18 protein-coding genes are annotated in these 19,073 nt (G+C 70.2%); 13 read left to right on the top strand and 5 right to left on the bottom strand.

Going from position 1 to position 19,073, the window contains the following annotated elements; all coding sequences use genetic code 11:
- The first annotated feature begins 37 nt into the window (after positions 1-37).
- From ACI2K6_RS04640 to ACI2K6_RS04615, 6 genes are all read left to right on the top strand, one after another.
- Positions 38-451, top strand: coding sequence for a DUF4190 domain-containing protein (locus ACI2K6_RS04640; protein ID WP_274177527.1), 414 nt, complete (start codon positions 38-40; stop codon positions 449-451).
- A 173-nt stretch (positions 452-624) separates the two neighbouring features.
- Positions 625-1,890 carry a sugar ABC transporter substrate-binding protein gene (locus ACI2K6_RS04635; RefSeq protein WP_404568174.1) on the top strand — a complete coding sequence of 422 codons (1,266 nt, stop codon included), beginning with the start codon at positions 625-627 and terminating at the stop codon, positions 1,888-1,890.
- A gap of 5 nt (positions 1,891-1,895) precedes the next feature.
- On the top strand, positions 1,896-2,846 hold the full coding sequence (locus tag ACI2K6_RS04630) for a carbohydrate ABC transporter permease (protein WP_112615035.1): 951 nt from the start codon (positions 1,896-1,898) through the stop codon (positions 2,844-2,846).
- Positions 2,847-2,850: 4 nt separating this feature from the next.
- On the top strand, positions 2,851-3,735 hold the full coding sequence (locus ACI2K6_RS04625; protein WP_323987412.1) for a carbohydrate ABC transporter permease: 885 nt from the start codon (positions 2,851-2,853) through the stop codon (positions 3,733-3,735).
- A gap of 55 nt (positions 3,736-3,790) precedes the next feature.
- On the top strand, positions 3,791-5,635 hold the full coding sequence (locus tag ACI2K6_RS04620) for a glycoside hydrolase family 3 protein (protein WP_404568173.1): 1,845 nt from the start codon (positions 3,791-3,793) through the stop codon (positions 5,633-5,635).
- A 37-nt stretch (positions 5,636-5,672) separates the two neighbouring features.
- The gene (locus ACI2K6_RS04615; protein WP_282502270.1) at positions 5,673-6,824 is read left to right on the top strand and encodes a LacI family DNA-binding transcriptional regulator; all 1,152 of its coding nucleotides are present in this window, start codon (positions 5,673-5,675) and stop codon (positions 6,822-6,824) included.
- Here ACI2K6_RS04615 and ACI2K6_RS04610 read toward each other — a convergent pair.
- The gene (locus tag ACI2K6_RS04610; RefSeq protein ID WP_112613699.1) at positions 6,814-7,683 is read right to left on the bottom strand and encodes a fumarylacetoacetate hydrolase family protein; all 870 of its coding nucleotides are present in this window, start codon (positions 7,681-7,683) and stop codon (positions 6,814-6,816) included. The two genes, ACI2K6_RS04615 and ACI2K6_RS04610, sit on opposite strands and share 11 nt — an antisense overlap.
- 86 nt (positions 7,684-7,769) lie before the next feature.
- Here ACI2K6_RS04610 and ACI2K6_RS04605 point away from each other — a divergent pair, with 86 nt between their 5' ends.
- The 3 genes from ACI2K6_RS04605 (at position 7,770) to ACI2K6_RS04595 (ending at position 10,210) form a co-directional block, all read left to right on the top strand.
- Positions 7,770-8,939, top strand: a complete 1,170-nt coding sequence (locus tag ACI2K6_RS04605; protein WP_112613701.1) for a PrsW family intramembrane metalloprotease — start codon at positions 7,770-7,772, stop codon at positions 8,937-8,939.
- 184 nt (positions 8,940-9,123) lie between these two features.
- Positions 9,124-9,492 carry an FKBP-type peptidyl-prolyl cis-trans isomerase gene (locus ACI2K6_RS04600; RefSeq protein WP_023951826.1) on the top strand — a complete coding sequence of 123 codons (369 nt, stop codon included), beginning with the start codon at positions 9,124-9,126 and terminating at the stop codon, positions 9,490-9,492.
- A 163-nt stretch (positions 9,493-9,655) separates the two neighbouring features.
- Complete coding sequence (locus tag ACI2K6_RS04595; RefSeq protein ID WP_112613703.1) at positions 9,656-10,210, top strand: YceI family protein; 555 nt, start codon at positions 9,656-9,658, stop codon at positions 10,208-10,210.
- Between the two features lie 75 nt (positions 10,211-10,285).
- Here the strand turns inward: ACI2K6_RS04595 and ACI2K6_RS04590 are convergent, their stop codons facing one another.
- Entirely contained in the window at positions 10,286-11,590 is a 1,305-nt protein-coding gene (locus ACI2K6_RS04590) for an MFS transporter (protein WP_323987420.1), read from the bottom strand.
- A 118-nt stretch (positions 11,591-11,708) separates the two neighbouring features.
- On the opposite strand from ACI2K6_RS04590, the gene rpsO reads away from it, so the two are divergent.
- Entirely contained in the window at positions 11,709-11,978 is a 270-nt protein-coding gene (rpsO, locus tag ACI2K6_RS04585; protein WP_023951820.1) for a 30S ribosomal protein S15, read from the top strand.
- Positions 11,979-12,163: 185 nt separating this feature from the next.
- Here rpsO and ACI2K6_RS04580 read toward each other — a convergent pair whose 3' ends face one another.
- Both ACI2K6_RS04580 and ACI2K6_RS04575 read right to left on the bottom strand, forming a co-directional pair.
- Positions 12,164-13,177 carry an isopenicillin N synthase family dioxygenase gene (locus tag ACI2K6_RS04580; RefSeq protein ID WP_404568172.1) on the bottom strand — a complete coding sequence of 338 codons (1,014 nt, stop codon included), beginning with the start codon at positions 13,175-13,177 and terminating at the stop codon, positions 12,164-12,166.
- A gap of 9 nt (positions 13,178-13,186) precedes the next feature.
- Positions 13,187-14,350 carry an acyltransferase family protein gene (locus ACI2K6_RS04575; protein ID WP_282502272.1) on the bottom strand — a complete coding sequence of 388 codons (1,164 nt, stop codon included), beginning with the start codon at positions 14,348-14,350 and terminating at the stop codon, positions 13,187-13,189.
- A gap of 147 nt (positions 14,351-14,497) precedes the next feature.
- On the opposite strand from ACI2K6_RS04575, the gene ACI2K6_RS04570 reads away from it, so the two are divergent.
- A complete protein-coding gene (locus ACI2K6_RS04570) occupies positions 14,498-15,694 on the top strand; it encodes an LLM class flavin-dependent oxidoreductase (protein ID WP_274178014.1) in 1,197 nt (398 codons plus the stop codon).
- Positions 15,691-16,335, top strand: coding sequence for an FMN reductase (locus ACI2K6_RS04565; RefSeq protein ID WP_112613709.1), 645 nt, complete (start codon positions 15,691-15,693; stop codon positions 16,333-16,335). The genes ACI2K6_RS04570 and ACI2K6_RS04565 overlap by 4 nt, the downstream gene beginning before the upstream one ends.
- Here ACI2K6_RS04565 and ACI2K6_RS04560 read toward each other — a convergent pair.
- Complete coding sequence (locus tag ACI2K6_RS04560; protein WP_282502273.1) at positions 16,247-16,930, bottom strand: DedA family protein; 684 nt, start codon at positions 16,928-16,930, stop codon at positions 16,247-16,249. The genes ACI2K6_RS04565 and ACI2K6_RS04560 overlap by 89 nt on opposite strands.
- 162 nt (positions 16,931-17,092) lie before the next feature.
- Here ACI2K6_RS04560 and ACI2K6_RS04555 point away from each other — a divergent pair, with 162 nt between their 5' ends.
- Positions 17,093-19,069 (top strand): glycosyltransferase, encoded by a 1,977-nt coding sequence (locus ACI2K6_RS04555; protein ID WP_404568171.1) that lies wholly within the window; start codon positions 17,093-17,095, stop codon positions 19,067-19,069.
- Positions 19,070-19,073 lie beyond the last annotated feature (4 nt).

Below are 19,073 nucleotides of genomic sequence, written 5' to 3'. Positions count from 1 at the left end.
AGGCTGTTCATCGCTTTCCGACCGACCGGGGGATCCCATGACCGACCCGAACAACCCGTCCGCGCCGCAGCCTCCGGCCTACCAGCCGCCGGCGTACCCGACGTCGTCTTCCGACGCGTCGTACCAGAACCCGAACGCCCCGGTGCCGGGAAAGACCCTCGGCATCGTCGCGTTCATCCTCGCGCTGGTTCCCGTCGGGCTGCAGCTCGTCGGTCTCATCCTCGGAATCGTGGCGCTCGTCCAGAGCAAGAAAGCGGGCCGTAAGAACGGCCTCGCTCTCGCCGCGATCATCATCAGCGCCGTCTTCATGGTGATCGGTGTGGTCGTCGCGATCGTCCTGTTCTCGGTCTTCGGTAACGCGGCGAACGAGATCTACCAGACCTGCGTGGTCGAGGGCGCCGACACCGTGACGGTGTGGGGCCAGACGCAGTCCTGCTCCTCCGCGCGGTAGTTCGCGTCCCGAAGAGCCCCCGCGGACATCGTCCGCGGGGGCTCTTCGTCTGCCCACCTCAGGAGTCGCTCGGGACGTTTGCGTCCGCGCAGTCAAAGCGCTTAAACTCGACGCCAGCGCAACGGTTAAGCGCTTTGATCGCCGCGGCGATCCCGCGATTCAAGGAGGAAGACGTGAAGTTCAAGACAGTGGCAGGCGGCATCGCCACCCTCGCTGCGGTGTCGCTCATCCTGACCGGCTGCGGCCGTGCAGACGAGTCGGCGGCCGGGCCCGCAGAGGTCACGACGATCGATGACAGCCCGGCCACGGGCACGATCAGCGTATGGGCGATGGGTGCGGAGGGCGAGGCCCTGCCGGAGTTCGTCAAGGAGTTCCAGGAAGCCAACCCCGACGTGAAGATCGACGTCACCGCCATTCCGTGGGACGCAGCGCACAACAAGTTCCAGACGGCGATCGCGGGTGGGAACACCCCCGACGTCGCCATGGTGGGCTCGACGTGGATGGCGGATTTCGGCGACGCGTTCGCCACCGTCCCGGCCGAGATCGCGACCGACGGCTTCTTCCCCGGCGCCCTCAGCACGACGGAGTTCGACGACCGCGCCGCCGGTGTGCCGTGGTACGTCGACACGCGCGTGCTGTACTACCGCACCGACCTCGCGCAGCAGGCCGGCTGGTCCCAGGCTCCGACGACGTGGGACGAGCTGCAGCAGCTCGCCGCCGACATGAAGGAGAAGGCGGGCGCCGAGTACGGCATCCGGATGCCCGGCGGCAACGACTCGTTCCAGGGGGCGATGTGGATGCCGTGGTCCGCCGGTGCGGAGCTCACCGACGGTGACGCCTGGACCCTCGACACCCCCGAGATGACGAAGGGGCTGGAGTACTACAAGAGCTTCTTCGACAAGGGGCTCGCCGACGCGAACGCCGACATCTCCGCCGGCGCGACCGAGGCCGAGTTCGTGGCCGGAACCACGCCGATGGTCGTCGAGGGGCCGTTCCTGCGCGGTCAGCTCGAGCTGCTGGGCGGTGCGGACTTCGCATCGAAGTACGCCACCGCCGTCCTGCCCGCCGACACCGGGTCGGTGTCCTTCAGCGGCGGCGCGAACCTCGTCGTGTTCAACCAGAGCAAGAACGCCGAGTCGGCGTGGAAGCTCGTCCGCTGGCTGAGCGAGCCGGAGACTCAGGCGGCGTTCTACGAGCAGACGGGTGACCTGCCCGCTCTCCAGGCCGCGTGGGATGCGCCCGCCCTTGCCGATGACGCGAGCCTGACGACCTTCGGTGAGCAGCTGCAGACCGCCAAGGCCCCGCCCGTGACGACCAGCTGGGTGCAGGTGGCCGCCAAGGGCGACCAGGCCCTCGAGCAGCTGCGTCGCGGCGGAGCGGATGTTCCCGCGGTGCTGCAGAAGCTGCAGGCCGACGCCGACGCGATCGGACTCGAGTGACCTCGATGTCCACCACCACCCTCCCCGCGGCCGGAGCCGACTCCGGCCGCGGGGCCTCCCGCCCCGACGGGCTGCACGCACGGCTGCGCAAGCGTCAGGCACTCATCGCCTGGGCGTTCTGCCTGCCCTTCGTCGCCGTGTTCGCCGTCTTCATGCTCTTCCCGATCGTCGGGTCGTTCGCGATGTCGTTCACCGACTTCACCGCTCGCGACATCACCTCTCCGTTCGCGGTGAACTTCGTCTGGCTCGACCAGTTCGCGACGCTCTTCGGGGACCCGCGCTTCATCACGTCCCTCGGGGTCACCGCGGTCTTCGTCGTGGTCGGCATCCCCGTGACGATGGTGCTGGCGCTCGCCCTCGCGCTCGCCCTCAACAGCGGCGGCGGCCGCATCGTCGCGTTCTTCCGGGTGGGTTTCTACGCGCCGGTCGTCACGAGCATCGTCGCGGTCGCGGTCGTCTGGCGCTACATCCTCCAGCCGGACGGCCTCCTCAACTCGGCCCTCGCGCTCGTCGGCATCGACGGCCCGAACTGGCTCAACGACCCCGCCTTCGCCCTGCCCTCGCTCATCATGATGGCGGTGTGGCGCAACGTCGGCACGCTCATGGTGATCTTCCTCGCGGGCCTGCAGGCCGTTCCGCAGGACGTCAACGAGGCGGCGACGATGGATGGCGCGTCATCGTGGCGGCGCCTGATCTCGGTCACCCTGCCGCTGCTGCGCCCCACGATCCTCCTCGGGGCGGTCCTCATCTCCGTCGGCTACCTGCAGTTCTTCGAGGAGGCGTTCGTCATGACCAAGGGCGGGCCGCTCGACTCGACCCTGTCCGTGGCGTACTACACCTTCCAGCAGTTCGGCTTCGGCGAGTACGGACTGGCCTCCGCCGCCAGCTACGTCCTGTTCCTGGCCATCGCTCTGCTGAGCCTGCTCCAGTTCCGACTGCTCCGTTCGAAGGACTGACCCGATGACAACCATCCCCGCTCCCGTGGTGGACACCGTCACGCCGCCGCCCGCTCCGCGGCGCCGCCGCCGTCGATTCGGCCCGCGTGCGATCACCTACACCGTCCTGGCCGTCGGACTCACCCTCTGGCTCATCCCGTTCCTGTGGATGGTGCTCGGATCGGTCAAGACGCAGGGGGAGATTCTGCGCCGCCCGCCGACGTGGTTCCCGGAGAACCCGACGGGCGAGAACTTCGCGCAGTGGTTCGGGCCTCTCGACTTCGGACACTTCTTCGCCAACAGCCTCATCGTCGCGGTGGTCACCGTCCTCGGCAACATCGTGTTCTGCTCGATGGTGGGCTACGCCCTGGCGAAGATGGACTTCCCCGGCAAGAAGGTCCTCTTCCTCCTCGTGATGGTGACGCTCATGGTGCCGGGGGTCGTCACCTTCGTGCCGCTGTTCGTGATGGTCTCCTCGCTCGGGCTCGTCAACACCTACCCCGCGCTCATCCTCCCCTTCATCACTGCCCCCATCGGCGTGTTCCTCATGCGGCAGTTCATCATGGGCATCCCCGACGCGCTGCTCGAGGCCGCCCGCCTCGACGGGGCGGGGGAGTGGCGCATCTTCTCGCGCATCGTGATGCCGCTGTGCGGGCCGCCGCTCGCGACCCTCGGCATCCTGACGTTCCTCGCCTCCTGGAACAACTTCCTCTGGCCGCTGGTGGCGGCCCAGACCGAGGAGATGTACACGCTTCCCGTCGCGCTCTCGCTCTACTCGACGGGACAGAACGCGACCAACTACGGACTGCTCCTGGCCGGATCCGTGCTCGTCATCGCGCCCATCATCGTGCTGTTCGTCTTCCTGCAGCGCTGGTTCATCCGGGGCGTCGCCACCACCGGTCTGAAGTGACCCACGCGCCGACCTCCGCGTCGCCGCATCCGTCCCCCACAAGCGAAAGCACCTCATGCGACCCGAATTCCACACCGCGCCCGATGGAACCCGTTTCCGCGACCTCAACGGCAATGGCGTCCTCGACCCCTACGAGGACCCGCGCCTGACCCCGGAGGAGCGCACCGACGATCTGCTCAGCCGGATGTCGCCGGCCGAGAAGATCGGCCTCATGTTCCAGACCGTCATCGAGATCGGTCCCGATGGCGAGCTCCTCGAGACACCGGGCGCCATCTCGAAGTCGCCGACGACCGACGTCGTGGTCGGCAAGAACATGACGCACTTCAACGTGCACGCCATCCGCACGGCTCGTGAGGGCGCTCGCTGGAACAACAACCTGCAGAGACTCGCCGAGAGCACGCCGCACGGCGTCCCGGTGACGATCAGCACCGATCCGCGGCACGCGTTCGTCGAGAACACCGGCGTCGCCTTCTCCGCGGGTCCCTTCTCGCAGTGGCCGGAGCCGCTGGGGCTCTCCGCGCTCGACGACCTCGAGGTCATCGAGCAGTTCGCCGACGTCGCCCGTCGCGAGTACTGCGCGGTCGGTATCCGGGCGGCGCTGCACCCGCAGATCGACCTCCCCACCGAAGCTCGCTGGGGTCGTCAGGCCCAGACGTTCGGCTTCGATGCCGAGCGGGTCTCGCAGATCACCGCCGCCTACCTGCGCGGCTTCCAGGGCGACGTGCTCGGCGCTGAGAGCGTCGCGTGCACGACGAAGCACTTCCCGGGCGGCGGACCGCAGCTCGACGGTGAAGACGCGCACTTCCCGTACGGACGCGAGCAGGTCTACCCGGGCGGCATGTTCGACTATCACCTCGAGCCCTTCCGCGAGGCGATCCGGCGCGGCACGGCCGGCATGATGCCGTACTACGGCATGCCGGTCGGACTCGAACGGAACGGCGTGCCGATCGCCGAGGTCGGGTTCGCCTACAACCGTCAGATCGTGACGGACCTCCTGCGCGACGAGCTCGGCTACGACGGCGTCGTCGTCACCGACTGGGAGCTCGTCAACGACAACCACGTCGGCGACCAGGTGCTGCCCGCTCGCGCGTGGGGCGTCGAGGAGCTCGACCCGACGGAGCGGATGCTGCGGCTGCTGGACGCCGGGGTCGACCAGTTCGGCGGCGAGGAGTGCACGGAGCTGCTCGTCGGCCTCGTCGAATCCGGCACCGTGCCGCTCGAGCGCATCGACGTCTCGGCCCGGCGCATCCTGCTCGTGAAATTCCGGCTCGGCCTCTTCGACGACCCGTACGTCGACGAGGACGAGGCCGAGCGCATCGTCGGCAACGCCGATTTCCGCGCGCTCGGCACCCGCGCGCAGGCGGAGTCGCTGACCGTTCTGCAGAACCGCGACGAGGTGCTGCCGATCCGTTCGGCGCCGCGTCCGAAGATCTACGCCGAGAACGTCGGCGACGCCGCGATCGCCCCGTACGGCGACCGCGTCGAGCGGCCCGAGGACGCCGACGTCGCGATCGTCCGTGTCGGAGCGCCCTTCGAGCCTCGCGACGACTTGTTCCTCGAGAAGTGGTTCCACCAGGGTTCCCTCGACTTCGGCCCCGGGCTGGTGTCGCGACTGGGTCGTGTCGCGACGCACGCCCCTCTCGTGCTGGTCGTCGGCCTCGACCGGCCCGCGGTCCTCACCCCCTTCGTTCCCGTCGCTTCGGCGATCGTCGCCGACTACGGCAGCTCGGATGCCGCGGTGCTCGCCGCGCTCACCGGCGCGGTGCCGCCGCGGGGCACGCTGCCCGTCGAGATCCCGCGATCCATGGACGCCGTGCGCCGTTCCCGGACCGACGTCCCGGGCGACACGGACGAGCCGATCTTCCCGCGGGGGACCGGACTGTCGATCGTGCCGGCGTGAGGTGCGTCGGTAGACTCCCCGGGGAATCGAGGTAGTCATGGTGGTCGGACGACCCACGGTCTACGACGTCGCGGAACGAGCCGGGGTGTCGATCGCGACGGTCTCGTTCGCGTTCCGGCGCCCCGATAAGGTGCGCACCGAGACCCGCGACATGGTGCTGCGGGTCGCACGCGAGCTGGGGTACGTCCCCAGCGGCTCGGCCCGGAACCTCGCGCGCGGCCGCACCGGAGTGCTCGGGCTGCATCTGTTCGATCTGCTGGTCGAATCGGCGCCGCCCGTCGAGACGGGGTTGACCTCGGGTGCGGCTCCCGAGCGGCCGACGCCGCCCGGGCTCACCGATCTCGCCGAGCTCGACCTCGACGTCGACCTGATCGCGTGGGACGCCGACGAGGACGTCCGCCGGAGCGCTCCCCGGACGTTCCCGCTCTACGTCGATGAGATCCAGCGCGGCTTCGTGCTCGAGTGCAAGCGGGCCGGCACCGCGGTGCTGCTCAGCACCGGGGGATTGGGGGCGTCCGAGATCGCCGACACGGCGGGGCAGGTCGACGGCCTCGCGATCCTGCCGGGCCCGACGGTGACCGCGTCTCTCGGCTCGGTGTCGTCGACGCTCCCGGTCGCCGTGCTGAGCTCGCCGCTGGGTGACGCGCACCATGTCCTCGCCGACAACGCTGGTGGTGAGCGGATGCTCGTCGATCATTTCGTCGAGGTCCACGGCGTCTCCACCTTCGGGTGGATCGACGCGCCTGCGGGCTTCGACACCGACGAGCGCCGCGCCGCCTTCTTCGATGCCGTCGCCTCTCACCCCGGCGCGCGCGCCGAGATCATCGACACCGTCGAGCTCGAGCGCGCACCGGTGTTCCCGGGGCTGAGCTCACGAGCACGCGAGAGCACGCTCCCCGAAGCGGTGCTGTGCGCGACCGATCAGATCGCGCTCGCCGCGCTCGACGTGCTGCACGCCCGGGGTATCGTCGTGCCCCGCGACGTGCGGCTCGCCGGCTTCGACGGCATCCAGGCGGCCGGGATGTCGTCGCCGCCGCTGACGACCGTGCGCCAGCCGATGGAGCTCATGGGGCGCATCGCCGCCCACCTGCTGCTGACCGATCCGGGAGACGGCTCGGCGCGGCGCAGCGTGCGCGTCGAGGTGGGGCTCCGGGTCGGCGGAAGCTGCGGGTGCCCGGTCAGTCCGTGATGCGGCAGTGCGTCCGCAGCTCACCGATCCCGTCGATCCCGACGGTGACGACGGAGCGGTCGCGCAGGAAGATCTGCGGGTCGCGCGAGTAGCCGGCGCCGCCCGGGCTGCCGGTCGAGATGAGCGTGCCGGGCAGGAGCGTGGCCGCCGTCGAGAGGTGCGCGACAAGCGTCGCGACCGAGCGGATCATCTGTCCCGTCGAGGCGTCCTGCACCGTCTGGCCGTCGACGACGGCCCAGATGTGAAGGTCTTGCGGGTCGGGGACCTCGTCGGCGGTCACCACGTAGGGTCCTGTCGGCGTGAACCCGTCGAAGGACTTGCAGCGCGACCACTGCGCCTCGGAGAACTGGATGTCGCGCGCGGTGATGTCGTTGACCACCGTGTAGCCCCAGACGTGGTCGAGAGCCGTGTCGGCAGGGACGTCCTTGGCCGCGGTGCCGATGATGACGCCGAGCTCGGCCTCGTAGTCGACCGACTCGCTGAGGCTCCGCGGCCACGACGTGATCGCGTCGTGCGCGGTGAGCGAGTTCGGCCACAGGGTGAACACGGTGGGCGCGGTGTCGGCCTTCAGGCCCAGCTCGCTCGAGTGCGCCGCGTAGTTCAGCCCGACAGCCAGCACGATCGGCGGGGCCAGAACGGCCGATGCGAACGCCGAGCCGGTGATGTCGTGCCACGCGACGCCCTCGCTCGTCGACGCGTCCGCGACGCGCGCAAGCCCGTCGTCGCCGAGCTCGATGAGCTGCTGCAGTCGTTCGGGTGCGCCGGCGAACAGGTCGCCGACGAACGTGGCCCGGTCGTCTTCGACGAGCACGAGGCGGGGATCGTCGGCCCCCGCGGTCATCACGTGGGCAAAGCGCATGCTCTCAGGCTACCCGGCTCACGACTCGGTCGCGGCGCGACGTCCTCGCCATAGGGCGGACGCCGCGCGCGCTCTAGGGTGGGGGCGTGTCGTTCCCGTCGCCTCTCTCGCAGCCGCAGCCCGGTCACCCCGGTCCCATCCCGGCCGCGCCGACCTCGCCGCCCGTCGTCCCCGTTCGGGCGCGTCCCGGCGGCTGGGCGGCGCTCTGGGTCGGCGCGGTCCTCGTGGTGCTGCTCCTCGGACTGGCGGCCTACCTCGTGTCGTTCCTCGGCTGGTTCGCCTCGATCGTGGGAGCCGTGCTCGCGCTGCTGCCGCTGCTGGGAGTGCTGTGGGTCGTCCGCATCGTCGATCGCTGGGAGCCCGAGCCGCCACGGCTGCTGTGGATCGCGCTGCTGTGGGGCGCCGTCGCGTCGGTGGTCATCGCGCTCGGCGTCGACCTTCTCGTGACCATCGCCACCGGTCCGGCGCGTGACCCGCTCCTCGAGGCGATGAAGAGCGTCGTGCAGGCGCCCATCGTGGAGGAGATCGCGAAGGGGCTCGGCATCCTCCTCATGCTCCGTCTCGGGCGCCGCTACTTCGACGGACCCGTCGACGGCGTCGTCTACGGGGCGATGATCGGGGCGGGGTTCGCCTTCACCGAGAACATCCTCTACTTCGCCGACAGCCTGATCACCGGCGGTCTTGCTCAGGTGTCGGTCACGTTCGTGCTGCGCGGCATCCTCTCGCCCTTCGCCCACGTCATGTTCACGGCCGCGACCGGCTTCGCGGTCGGACTCGCCGTGCGGCGGGGAGCACGGGGCGCCGCCGTGTTCGGGCCCTGGGCGACCGGCCTCGCCGTCGCGATCCTGCTGCACGCGCTCTGGAACGGCTCGGCTGCTTTCGCCGACTTCTTCGCCCTCTACGTGACGCTCCAGGTGCCTCTGTTCATCGGGTTCGTGATCGGCGTGCTGCTGCTGCGCCGCGAGGAGGCGCGCCTCACCCGCGAGCGGCTCGACGACTACGCCGCGGCGGGCTGGTTCACCCCCGTCGAGGTCGACCTGCTCGCCACCGGGGGAGGCCGAAGGCGCGCGCTGGCCTGGGCGCGGACACTTCCCGGCGACCGCACCGAGACGATGCGGGCATTCATCGCCGAGGCGACGCGTCTCGCCGCCGCACGCCAACGGGCGCTGACCGGCCGCGACGATCGGGCGCTCTCCGACGAGCGCGAGCATCTCGCCCGGGCCACGCGCCTGCGACAGGCCCTGCTGCGACCGTGACCCTCGACCGGGACGACACCGCCCGGGAAAGACTCAGCGCCCGGTGCTGCGGCGATGCCTGCATGTCTCCCGGGCGCTGAGTTGGCCTGCCCTCATGATCCTCCCGCCGCCGCGCCGCGTCAAGAGGTGCGCTCGGGTGGGCGCCGCGTTGCACCCGTCCTCGCCCTCGGGTTGGATGGACACCATGACTGACGACCGCACCAAGCCCGAGATCGACGCCCCCGAGGGGCCCGCGCCCGATGACCTCGTCGTTCGCGACCTGATCGTCGGCGACGGCGCCGAGGCCAAGCCCGGCGACACCGTCACCGTTCACTACGTCGGCGTCGAGTACACCTCCGGCGAGGAGTTCGACTCGTCGTGGAACCGCGGTGAGAGCATCCAGTTCCCGCTCCGCGGTCTGATCCAGGGGTGGCAGGACGGCATCCCGGGCATGAAGGTTGGCGGACGCCGCGAGCTCGTGATCCCGCCGCACCTGGCCTACGGCCCCGCCGGCGGTCACTTCCTCGGCGGCAAGACCCTGATCTTCATCATCGACCTGCTCGCGGTCGGCTGACCCGACGGACACCGCTCGACGGGCGGATGCTGCACAGCGCGGCATCCGCCCGTCGCCATTCGGCACCGGAAATTTACATTCGCGGGAATAGGCTGTGCGCGGGCCGCGTTGCCGACCCCTTGTACGCCGGAGCCCTCCCGGACACCTACGACGAAGGACGATCATGACCACGACCACCGACATCCCCGGTTACAAGGCTGGCACCTGGGTGCTCGACGCCTCCCACAGCGAGGTGGGCTTCAGCGTCCGCCACATGATGATCTCGAAGGTGCGCGGCACCTTCGCCGTCGCCGAGGCGACCATCGTCGCCCCCGAGAACCCGCTCGAGCTGACGCTCGACGCCAAGGTCGACGTCGCCTCGATCAACACCAAGGACGAGGGGCGCGACAACCACCTCCGCAGTGCCGACTTCTTCGACGTCGAGAACTACCCCAACATCACGTTCGTCTCGACCGGCGTGCGTCAGCAGGGCGGCGACTTCCTCGTCGACGGCGACCTCACCATCAAGGATGTCACCAAGCCGGTGACCTTCGAGGTCGAGTTCGGCGGCTTCGGCACCGACCCGTGGGGCAACTACAAGGCCGGCGCGACGGCCAAGACCGTCATCAACCGCGAGGAGTTCGGCCTCACCTGGAACGCCGCGCTCGAGACCGGCGGCGTCCTCGTCGGCAAGGACGTCACCATCGAGCTCGACCTGCAGGGCTCCATCCAGGCCTGATCGCCCGGTTCTCTCCGAGGGGCGGATGCTGCGGCATCCGCCCCTCGTCGTGTCTCCGGGGGCGCGTCGTCCGGCTCACGGGGTCGGGTGGGCCGCGTCGTAGGCGCGGAACGCGGGGGCGAGGCGCACGAGGAGCGCCACCAGACCGACGATGATGAAGCCGCCCAACAGTGGCGGGAACCACAGTGCCGTGACGGTCGCGAGCGTCCCGGCGTACAGCGCGCCCAGCCTCGGACCGCCGGCGACCACCACGATGAACAGGCCCTGCAGTCGGCCTCGGATCGCATCGGGGACGGCGGCCTGCACCATCGTGTTGCGGTAGATCGAGCTGACGTTGTCGGCCGCGCCGGAACCGGCCAGCGCGAGGCCGGCGAGGGCGATCAGGGCGACGTTCGCGGACTCCTCGCCTACGGTCCCCGGGGCGAGTACACCGAACGACCCCGCGAGCAGGACGGCGCCGAACAGGGCGATCGTGACGCCGTAGGCGATGATCGCCCTCTCGATGCCACGGCCGTGCAAGGGATAGCGCGCGATCGGTCCCGAGAACAGGCTCGAGAAGAACGCGCCGACGGCGATGGCGGCTGTCAGCAGCCCCGTCGTGATCGCGCCGCCGCCGAGCAGCACTGCGCCGATGGCGGGGAAGAGTGCGGTGGGCTGACCGAACGTCATCGCGATGATGTCGAGGATGAACTGCAGCCGGATGTTCTTCGCGCGCTTGATGAAGCGCCAGCCGTCGGCGAGCGATCGCAGGCCCGGGCGGACGACGGCGCCCTCCGGGCGGATGCTGGGCAACGACCAGAGGCCGAGGAAGAGGGCGCTCATGAGCACGAGGTCGATCGTGTAGGTCCAGCCGTAGCCGGTGAAGGCCACGAGCAGCCCGGCCGCGGCCGGCCCGACCGAGACCATGATCCCCATGGTGATGCCGCCGAGCGCCGAGGCTGCGGGCAGCAGCTCGCGGGGGATCAGCCGCGGCACGATCGCCTGCCGTGCCGCCATGACGACCGAATTGGCAGCAGAGTTCACGACCGCGATGGCGTAGAGCCACGCGACCGTCTCGCCGCCGCTCCAGGTCAGCACCATCAGGACGGCCGTCGAGACGAAGGTCACGGATGCCGCGATGATGGCGACCCGGCGCCGGTCGAACGCGTCGGCGAGCATGCCCCCGTAGAGGCCGGCGATGATCATCGGCACGAGCCCGGCGACCGCGATCATCGCGACGGCGAACGTCGACGCCGTGAGGTCGTACATGTGGAGCATGATCGCGACGATGGTCAACTGCCCGCCGAGGCCGGCGAGGGTCGAGCCGACCCACATGCGCGCGAAGGCGGGGGAGGTGGTCAACGGCCGCAGATCGATGAGGTGATCCCGACGCAGGCGCATCATGCGAGCCTAGATGACTGGTACAGTAGAGCGGTTGCCGTTCGATCGGCCGCGGATAAAGAGAGCTCGCACATCGGGTGACGGGCGCCGCGCAATGAGAAGGAAGGGGATCCCATCTATGGCACTCGAAGCAGACGTCAAGAAGGCGATCATCGAAGAGTACGCGACGCACCCCGGTGACACCGGATCCCCCGAGGTGCAGGTCGCGCTCATGTCGCAGCGCATCAAGGACCTCACCGAGCACCTCAAGACCCACAAGCACGACCACCACTCGCGCCGTGGGCTCTTCCTGCTCGTCGGTCAGCGCCGTCGACTGCTCGGCTACCTCCAGGAGCTCGACATCCAGCGTTACCGTACGCTGATCGAGCGCCTCGGTCTCCGCCGCTAAGGAGAGCGACTCCGCGCACAATCGCGCAAAACATTCTTGCGAAGGCCGTCCCAGGTGTGGGGCGGCCTTCGGCTTTTCCCGAGCCCGCGCCGCGAGAACGTACCTTCACCGCGAGAACGTACGCCGTCTGGTGCGTTGTCGCGGAGACGGTGCGTGTTCGGCGGCGGGTGTTCGGTGGTGTGTGCTCAGCGGCGGGCCGCGGCGAGCAGATCGGCGTGCCAGCGCTCGGCGACGTCGGGGTGGGCCCGCAGGCGCGACTTCAGCGCGTTCTCGCCGTGCACCCCGTGGATCGGGTTGGTCGGATCCTTCGTGACGCCTCTCGCCTCGGCGGCGAGTTCGGCGGGCAGGTCGATGAGCGGGAATCGGGCGTCGAGGGCGGGGTTGAAGAAGAACGGCACCGAGATGCGGTCGTCGGGGTAGCGCGGCGACACGACGCGGTGGTTCGTCGCGATGAGATAGCCGTCGGTCGCGTACTCGAGCAGTTCGCCGATGTTGACGACGAAGGCTCCCGGCACCGGCGGAGCGTCGACCCATTCGCCGTTGCGCTGCACCTGCAGGCCACCCTTCCCGGGCTCGACCCACAGCAGCGTCAAGGCGCCCGAGTCCTTGTGCGCGCCGACACCCTGCTGCGGGGTGGGGTCGTCCTTGCCGGGGTAGCGGACGATCTTCAGCAGGGTCTGGGGCTCGCCGAAGTGGTCGTCGAAGTACGTCGCGGGGGCGCCGAGGGCCTCGGCCCAGGCGCGGAGCAGACGCCGCGCGACCTCGGAGAGGTGCGCGACCCACGCGTCGGCGACCTCGCGCAGCTCGGGCTGCGCGGCCGGCCACAGGTTGGGGCCGATGAGCCGGGCGTAGTCGGGCGCGTCGGGGTCGTCGACCGCGGACCGTTCGGGACCGATGTCGATCTGCTCGCGCCAGTCGACCCGGCCCTGCGTGAGCTCGCCGCCGACGCGCGTGTAGCCGCGGAAGTGCAGGCTGTTGACGTTCTCGATCGCGAGCTTGTCGGCCTCGGGCAGGTCGAAGAACTCGCGCGCGACGCGGTGGAGCCGGTCCTCGAGACCGGCGGGGATGCCGGTGCCGGTGAGGTAGAAGAAGCCGACGTCGTGCGTCGCGGCGCGCAGCTCGTCGCGGAAGCGGGCGACATCGGCGGCGTCGCCGTCGAGCTGGGAGAAGTCGAGAACGGGAAGGGAGAGCTCGCTCATGCAGTGAGGCTACGAGCCCTCTGCGGCATCCGCTCGTTTGTTGCGCGGGATGACCTCGCCGGCCTCGCGCGGACGGCGCGACCCCGTCGGGTCGCTGCGCCGGCCCTCGCGGCCCGCGAGCTGCGGGTCGCGGAAGAGCCACGCCGGGCGGGGCTCGACGAGCGGCCGGAACACTCGTCGAACCGGAGCCGTGGCCAGACCCAGAGCGATGAGGATCGACGCGACGACGACGAGCGGCAGCCACACCCACGTGGGTTCGGCGTCTCGCAGCACGCCCGACTCCCGGAACGGGTACAGCACGAACGAGTGCAGCAGGTAGATGTACATCGTGTACTGCCCGAGCCGGGTCCAGCGGTGCGAACCGCGGGGGACGAGGGCCAGGAAGGATGCCGTGAGGGCGAGCGCCACGAGCAGCAGGGCGACCCGCACGGCTCCCGCCCACCATTCGGAGCTGCCCGCATCCGAGTAGCTCGCGTCGTAGAACATCCACTTTCCGAGGTTGATGTCGCGCCATGTTCCGATGAATGCCCAGGCCGCCCATCCCGCGAGCCCGAGCGTCGCGACGGCCGCCGTCACGGTCGTCGGGGTGCGCCGCAGCAGGTCGAACCGGTCGACGACGTCGCGGTCGCGCAGCCACCAGCCGAGCACGAAGAAGGGCAGGAAGCCGAGCGTTCGCGACAGCGAGAGCGTCGAATCGATGTTCGGGAGGTACCCGGAGATCACCGAGATCGCGAAGGCCCACAGGAGCGGCCACCGCAGGAGCGCGAGGTAGGGCAGGACCAGGCGGAAGATCCCGAGCGCCAGCAGGAACCACAGCGTCCACGAGGGCTGGGTCGGGTTGGGGTTCGCGTGGCCCTCGACGAGGAACTTCGTGAGCGTCCAGAGTCCCTCGAAGATCACGTACGGCACGAGGATGTCGGTGATGACGCGGGCCATCTGCCGCCGCGATTGCGGGTCGGACTTGGAGAAGTAGCCCGAGATGATCGCGAACGCGGGCATGTGGAACGCGTAGATCACGAGGTACATCGCCATCGCGATGTCGGAGTCGTACGTCAGGCGCTGGATCGCGTGACCCAGCACCACCAGCACGATACAGGCGAAGCGGGCGTTGTCCCAGAAGGGCACGCGCCGCTTCGGGCGCGTTCCGGTCGTGCCGGTGGCGGGATGCGTCATCGTGGATGAAACACTATCCCGGGGGAATAGTCCGAGCGCGACCGCGTTGCATGGTTTATATTCATTTGCATGAAACGGATGCCGCGGCATCCGGGAAGGCGGACCGACGTGAACACGCACACGAGCGAAAACACCGGCTGGTCGGGGATGCAGTTCGGCATCTTCTCCGTGAGCGACATCACGGCAGACCCGACGAGCGGCCACACCCCGAGCGAAGCGGAGAAGATCCGCGCCGCCGTGACCATCGCCAAGCATGCCGAGGATGTCGGGCTCGACGTCTACGCGATCGGCGAGCACCACAACCCGCCGTTCTGGTCGTCGTCGCCCACCACGACGCTCGCCTACATCGCGGCGCAGACCGAACGCCTCATCCTCTCCACGGCCACGACGCTCATCACGACGAACGACCCGGTGAAGATCGCCGAGGACTACGCGATGCTTCAGCACCTGTCGGGCGGCCGCGTTGACCTCATCATGGGGCGCGGCAACACCGGCCCGGTCTACCCGTGGTTCGGCAAGGACATCCGTCAGGGCCTGCCGCTCGCGATCGAGAACTACGCCCTGCTGCACAAGCTGTGGCGTGAGGACGTCGTCGACTGGGAGGGCAAGTTCCGCACTCCGCTGCAGGGCTTCACCTCGACGCCCCGTCCGCTCGACGGCGTCGCTCCGTTCGTCTGGCACGGCTCGATCCGCACCCCCGAGATCGCCGAGCAGGCCGCCTACTACGGCGACGGCTTCTTCGCGAACAACATCTTCTGGCCCAAGGAGCACTACCAGCGCCTCATCGACCTGTACCGTCAGCGCTTCGCGCACTACGGCCACGGCACGCCCGAGCAGGCGATCGTCGGTCTCGGCGGCCAGGTGTTCATGAGCGCCAACTCGCAGGATGCCGTTCGGAAGTTCCGCCCGTACTTCGACAACGCCCCCGTCTACGGTCACGGCCCCTCGCTCGAGGACTTCAGCGAGATGACGCCCCTCACCGTCGGGTCGCCGCAGCAGGTCATCGACCGGTACGCGGCGATGCGCGAGACGTTCGGCGACTACCAGCGTCAGCTGTTCCTCATCGACCACGCGGGCCTGCCGCTGAAGACCGTGCTCGAGCAGCTCGACATCCTGGGCGGCGAGGTCGTCCCGGTGCTTCGGAAGGAGCTCGCGCAGGGTCGTGGCGCGGCAGTGCCCGACGCCCCGACGCACGCCGCGCGCGTCCGTGAGGTGTACGGCGACGGCCCGGCGCGCGAAGCGCGGCCCCGCGCCAATCGCGGAGACAACCTCAGCGGCCCCTCGCCCTACCAGGACGCTCCCGCGCCCGCAGGTTCGGCCTTCGGTGTGGCGGCGGCACGATGAGCGCGCGGCGTATCGCGGTCGTCTCGGCCGGCCTGTCGAACCCGTCGTCGACCCGCATGCTCGCCGACCGGCTCGCGACGGCGACGATCGCCGAGCTCACGGCATCCGACATCACCGCGACAGCGGACGTCATCGAGCTGCGCGATCTCGCGCACGACATCACGAACAACCTGCTGACGGGTTTCGCCCCGCCCGCCCTCGAGTCGGCGATCAACTCGGTCGTCTCGGCCGACGCGCTCATCGCTGTGACGCCGATCTTCTCGACGAGCTACTCCGGGCTGTTCAAGTCGTTCATCGACGTGCTCGACCCCGACTCGCTCACCGGGAAGCCCGTGCTCATCGGGGCGAACGCGGGCACGGCTCGTCACTCGCTCGCGATCGACTATGCCATCCGGCCGCTGTTCGCGTACCTGCACGCGGCCCCGGTCTCGACCGGCGTCTTCGCGGCGTCGAGCGACTGGGGGAGCAAGGCCGACGAGGTCGCTCCGCTGAGCGCGCGGGTCGAGCGCGGCGCACGGGAGCTCGCTGCGGCCGTCGTGGCACGCACGCCCGTCACGGACGCGGATCCGTTCGACCCCGCCTCGTACCTGGGCGAGGGCAAGTCGTTCGGTCACCTGCTCGGCGGTCTCGCCGGGGAGTGACCCGCTCGCGGCGCCGCGTGAGGGCGGCCGTGATCACATCGATCGCGGCGCCCAGCGCGAGCGCCGCGGCCACCGACAGGAGCACCGCAAGCAGCGGGGCATCGGGCAGGAGCGCGCCGATCGCCGCGCCGATGACGCTCTGATAGGTGGCCCAGGCCGTCGCCGCGACTCCGGCGATGGCGAGGAAGCGCACGGCCGATATTCGCGTGGCGCCCGCGGTGAGATTGACCGCGAGGCGCGCGAAGGGGATGAAGCGGGCGGTGAAGACGACCGTCGCGGTTCCCCGCTGCAGCCGACCCCCCGCCCACGCGAACGCGCGCTGCACGCGCCGGTGCCGCATCCAACGCCACCGGCGGAGGCCGATCCGACGCCCCACGGCGTAGCAGAGCGCATCCCCGCAGAACGCAGCGGATGCGGCGACACCGACGACGGCCGCCAGCGGGGGATCGCCGGTCGACGCGGCGAGCGCTCCCGCCGCCGTCACCGCGATCTCGCCGGGGACGACGACCAGGACGGAGTCGAGGAGGACGAGCGCGAAGACCGCGACGAGGAGCCAGGGGCCGCCGGACATCGCGGTCAGCAGGTCGTCGAGCACGCGGCATCCCTATCAGCCGTGGATGAACGGAGCGGGAACGGCGACGGTCAGGCGTCCGCGAGGTGACCGAGCGCGGAGGATCGTGTGAACAGTGCGCGATTCCGGCTGGTTCAGCAGACAGTGGCGCGCCGTCGGCGACACCCTGGTCTTGTGAGAGTCGCGGTGGTCACCGAGTCCTTCCTTCCCCACATGAACGGCGTGACCGGTTCGGTCCTGCGGGTGCTCGAGCATCTCGAGCATCGCGGGCACGAGGCCTTCGTCGTCGCGCCGGGCGCGGGGCGACGGCATCCGCTCGCCGTTCCGGGTCGAGCGGTGCGGTCGATCCCGATGCCCCGGTATCCCGCCGTGCGCGTGGCGGCCCCGCCCGTGGTCTCGGTCGCGCGGGCGCTGCGAGAGTTCCGCCCAGACGTCGTGCACCTCGCATCGCCGTTCCTTCTCGGCTGGCAGGGGCTTCTCGCCGCCGAGGGCCTCGGGCTGCCGAGCGTCGCCGTCTATCAGACCGATGTCATCGCCTACACCGAGCGCTACGGTGTGCCGCACGCCACGGCGCTCACGGCTGCTCACGTGCGGCGGCTGCATCGCCGCGCGACGCTGACGCTCGCCCCCGCCGACGCGGCACGGCTGCAGCTGCAGGACCTCGGTGTCGATCGCGTCGCGATCTGGGGCCGCGGGGTCGACGGCATCCGCTTCGCGCCCCACCGCCGCGACGAGGCGTGGCGCGCGCGGGTCGTTCCGGAAACGGCCGACGGCGACGTCATGGTCGGATATGTCGGGCGGCTGGCCCCCGAGAAGCAGATCGAGGATCTGGCGGCACTCAGCTCGCTGCCCGGCGTGCGACTGGTCATCGTGGGCGACGGGCCCTCGCGGACGAGTCTGGAGAGCCTCTTGCCGGATGCCGTCTTCCTCGGCCATCTGCACGGGGACGAGCTCGCCACCGTGATGGCCAGCTTCGACGTTTTCGTGCACCCGGGCGAGAGCGAGACGTTCGGCCAGACCATCCAGGAGGCGCAGGCGAGCGGTGTACCGGTGGTCGCGACGGGTCGCGGCGGCCCGCTCGACCTGGTGCGCAGCAGTGTCGACGGGTGGCTCTACCGGCCCGGCGATGCCGACGATCTCCGCAGCCGGGTCGCCGACCTGGCGGGGGACGCGGCGAAGCGGCGCGCGTTCGGCGCGGCGGCCCGGGAGGCCGTCGCCGGGCGCACCTGGGAGAGCCTCGGCGATGCCCTGCTCGGCCACTACGAGCGTGCGGGCGAGCTGCATGCGATCGACCGTGCCCGGCGGGCTCGCGTGTGGCCGCGCGCCGAGCTGCCCGCCGCGGGCGACGGACCCCCGCTGTGGCGGCGCTACGTCGCGCTGGGCGACTCGATCACCGAGGGGCTCTGCGACACGTCGCGCATGCCGGCGGGGATGCACCGGGGATGGGCCGATCGTCTCGCTCAGCTGCTCGCCTCGGCGGCGCCGCGAGCCGGTGGGGGAACCGGAGCCTTCCAGTACGCGAACCTCGCGGTGCGCAGTAAACGGGTACGGCACCTCGTCGACGAGCAGGTTCCGGCGTGCCTGGCGCTGCGGCCCGAACTCGTCTCGGTGCTCATCGGTGCCAACGACCTCGTGCAGGCCCGGGTGGACGTCGCGAGCGTCGCCGACGAGGTCGAGATCGCGGTCCGGCGGTTGCGGGAATCCGGGGCGGACGTGCTGCTCGCCACGGTGTTCCTTCCGGGGCGGGCCGCGGCGAGCATCTTCGCGCGGCGCTTCGCCGCCTACAACGCCCGGCTGCGAACGATCGCGTCGAGGACGGGCGCCATCCTGGTCGACCTCGAGGCTGTGCCGGAACTCGCCCGCCTCGAGCTGTGGGCCGACGACAAGGTGCATCTGCGCTCGCGCGGGCATCGGCTCGTGGCCTATCGCGCGGCGGAAGCGCTCGGGGTGCCGCACGCCGAGGCGCTCGCCGAGCTCGACGAGGCCTTCCATCTCGACGACGATCCCGTCGTGCCGGGAACGTGGCTGCGTCGCGATGCACTCCCGTGGATGTGGCGGCGCCTGCGCGGCCGCACGGCCGGCGACGGCGTCGCCCCCAAGCTCCCCGCCTACGTGCGCATCGGCCCCACGGCCCCGCGCCGCTCGTCCCTCCCGCAGCAGTAGCCCG

Origin of the sequence: Microbacterium sp. NPDC006705 (genome assembly GCF_044903545.1) — a bacterium.
Classification (GTDB): Bacteria; Actinomycetota; Actinomycetes; order Actinomycetales; family Microbacteriaceae; genus Microbacterium; species Microbacterium plantarum.
This window is presented reverse-complemented; position numbering and strand designations above follow the sequence as displayed.

Bases quoted from the DNA above. Each gene is read 5' to 3' on its own strand.
- ACI2K6_RS04600 (WP_023951826.1), top strand. From the start codon at position 9,124: ATGACTGACGACCGCACCAAGCCCGAGATCGACGCCCCCGAGGGGCCC.
- ACI2K6_RS04610 (WP_112613699.1), bottom strand. From the start codon at position 7,683: ATGCGCTTTGCCCACGTGATGACCGCGGGGGCCGACGATCCCCGCCTC.
- ACI2K6_RS04615 (WP_282502270.1), top strand. From the start codon at position 5,673: ATGGTGGTCGGACGACCCACGGTCTACGACGTCGCGGAACGAGCCGGG.
- ACI2K6_RS04595 (WP_112613703.1), top strand. From the start codon at position 9,656: ATGACCACGACCACCGACATCCCCGGTTACAAGGCTGGCACCTGGGTG.
- ACI2K6_RS04620 (WP_404568173.1), top strand. From the start codon at position 3,791: ATGCGACCCGAATTCCACACCGCGCCCGATGGAACCCGTTTCCGCGAC.
- ACI2K6_RS04590 (WP_323987420.1), bottom strand. From the start codon at position 11,590: ATGCGCCTGCGTCGGGATCACCTCATCGATCTGCGGCCGTTGACCACC.
- ACI2K6_RS04565 (WP_112613709.1), top strand. From the start codon at position 15,691: ATGAGCGCGCGGCGTATCGCGGTCGTCTCGGCCGGCCTGTCGAACCCG.
- ACI2K6_RS04575 (WP_282502272.1), bottom strand. From the start codon at position 14,350: ATGACGCATCCCGCCACCGGCACGACCGGAACGCGCCCGAAGCGGCGC.
- ACI2K6_RS04630 (WP_112615035.1), top strand. From the start codon at position 1,896: ATGTCCACCACCACCCTCCCCGCGGCCGGAGCCGACTCCGGCCGCGGG.
- rpsO (WP_023951820.1), top strand. From the start codon at position 11,709: ATGGCACTCGAAGCAGACGTCAAGAAGGCGATCATCGAAGAGTACGCG.
- ACI2K6_RS04625 (WP_323987412.1), top strand. From the start codon at position 2,851: ATGACAACCATCCCCGCTCCCGTGGTGGACACCGTCACGCCGCCGCCC.
- ACI2K6_RS04570 (WP_274178014.1), top strand. From the start codon at position 14,498: ATGCAGTTCGGCATCTTCTCCGTGAGCGACATCACGGCAGACCCGACG.
- ACI2K6_RS04580 (WP_404568172.1), bottom strand. From the start codon at position 13,177: ATGAGCGAGCTCTCCCTTCCCGTTCTCGACTTCTCCCAGCTCGACGGC.
- ACI2K6_RS04640 (WP_274177527.1), top strand. From the start codon at position 38: ATGACCGACCCGAACAACCCGTCCGCGCCGCAGCCTCCGGCCTACCAG.